3 protein-coding genes are annotated in these 2,076 nt (G+C 56.6%); all 3 read right to left on the bottom strand.

Annotated elements, in window-relative coordinates:
• On the bottom strand, nt 1-580 hold a 580-nt coding region (locus WFM46_RS23580), incomplete at its 3' end, for a glucan biosynthesis protein (RefSeq protein ID WP_336998707.1).
• 248 nt (nt 581-828) lie between these two features.
• Complete coding sequence (locus tag WFM46_RS23575) at nt 829-1,602, bottom strand: ABC transporter substrate-binding protein (RefSeq protein ID WP_336998706.1); 774 nt, start codon at nt 1,600-1,602, stop codon at nt 829-831.
• A gap of 11 nt (nt 1,603-1,613) precedes the next feature.
• Nucleotides 1,614-2,076, bottom strand: a 463-nt coding sequence (locus WFM46_RS23570) for an aminotransferase class I/II-fold pyridoxal phosphate-dependent enzyme (protein ID WP_336998705.1), incomplete at its 5' end; no start/stop codon positions are given.

The following is a 2,076-nucleotide window of genomic DNA, read 5'->3' as shown; positions in this document are numbered from 1 at the left end:
GCCCATACTGATAGGTGTCGTCAACCGCGCGGAAGTAGCTCGCGCCGAGGAAAGAGACGATATCGCGGCGCGCCAGCTCCGGCGATTTAAAGGCGCGGAAACCGGCGAAGCCTAAGTCGCTCTGCCCTTCCAGCTGCTTAATATCGACCCCCGCGTCGTGGTAGTTGAAGAGTTCCGGGCGGAAGTGGATCTCACGCGCCTGAGCGGTCTGGTTATCCAGGGAGAACATGCGCACCCGACGGCGGAAGCCCATCCCGACGTGGAAGAACTGCACATCTAGCTGGCGGTTTTCGATGTTGTTCCACAGCGACTGCTTTGGATCGTACTGGATGCTGTTATAAGCCTGCGGTGTCAGTGTTGCCAGCGTATCCGGCAGCGGACGCGGCGCACCACCCCACGGTGTTTGCGCCAGGTCGTGAGCCATGGATTGCAGCACAGAGAAGTCGAAACGGCGGCTGGTGCCGTCCGCAATATCCGATTCAGCTGCACTGGCCGCCTGGGAAAAGAGCGCGGCGAAACCGGAAGTCCCGCTTACTGCGGCGACGGCCAGAGATCCTTTTAAAAAACGTCTGCGATTCATGCCTGGAAAAACGTCCTTATGGTCGTGGGGTGGTGGGTTTCGCTTAAGGCGAAACAACGGCAAGAAAGAACATCATTAAAAGGGCACAGCCTAAACAAAAACGGTTAAGAATCCAATTGTTGGCAGGCGAGAATATGAACAAAGCGCGAAAGAATTTTCTGTCGAGGGGAATTGCCTGAAACGGAGGTAAAGTTATGTTTAAAAAAGCCCCCGGCGGACATCATCGTCGGAGGCTAAGCGTAAGATGATTATTTCACGCTGACATCGATGCCCGGGAAGTACTTCTGCGCAAGCTTGTCGATAGTGCCGTCAGCACGGACTTTATCAATGGCGGCATCAAGCTGCTTTTTGGTGGCCTCATCGCCTTTACGCAGGCCATAGCCGATCCCGCTGCCGAGGATGGTGTCATCGGCGACCGGCTTACCGATAAAGCCAAAGCCTTTCCCCTGTGGCTTGCTCAGGAAGCCCGCCTGTCCGGCGGCAGACATCACCAGCGAGGCGTCAATACGGCCATTCAGCAGATCGCCCCAGGCCATGTTCTGATCTTTATACGACACCACGGTGACACCCTGTTTTTCCCAGTGCTCCTTGGCGTAGGTTTCCTGAATGGAGCCCTGCAACACGCCAACGGTCTTGCCCTTCAGCCCTTCCGGGGTGGCGTCCACCGCGCTCCCGGTCTTGCCCACCAGCTGAGATGGAATACGGTAGATCGGCTGGGTGAAGTCGATGCTCTGGCGACGCTGGTCGGTGATGTTCATCGCCGAGTTGATGGCGTCGAATTTCTTCGCCACCAGCCCCGGGATCAGCGCGTCAAACGAGGTTTCAACCCAGCTGCACTTCAGGGCCGCCGCCGCGCAAATCGCGTTCCCCAACTCAATATCAAACCCTTCCAGTTCACCCGAGGCGTTACGGCTCTCAAAAGGCGGATACTCAGCTTCTACGCCGTAACGTAATTCGGTTGCGGCAAGTGAGGAAAACGAACACAGCAACCCCATGCCGACAACGAAGGCTTTTACTTTCATGACTGAACTCCTTAGCGTGGTTTTACCCGACACAGGGCCTGCGCACCTGCCCGTAATGTCGCCTCATCTTTGGCAAAAGAGAGACGGATTAATTTGTTATCTGTCCCGTCGGTATAGAACGCCGAGAGCGGGATCGTGGCAACACCGTAATCAACAATCAGCCGTTTCACCATCTCGCTGTCGCGTTCATCGCTGAAGTGGCTGTAATCCGCCAGCAGGAAGAAGGAGCCTGCGCTCGGCAGCAGGCGGAACGGTGAGTCGGCCAGCAGGTTGACCAGCAGATCGCGTTTGCGCTGGTAGAACGCCGCCAGCGACAGCCAGGTTTGCGGATCGGCCATATGTTCAGCAAACGCATACTGCATAGGGGTATCGGCAGAGAACATCAAAAACTGATGGATTTTGCAGATCTCATCCATCAACGGCGCCGGGGCGACACAGTAGCCGACGCGCCAGCCGGTGACGTGGTAGGTTTTG

Source organism: Leclercia sp. M50 (genome assembly GCF_037150775.1).
Lineage (GTDB): Bacteria > Pseudomonadota > Gammaproteobacteria > Enterobacterales > Enterobacteriaceae > Enterobacter.
Note: the sequence above shows the minus strand (reverse complement) of the source record. Positions and strands in the feature narration are given on the sequence as shown.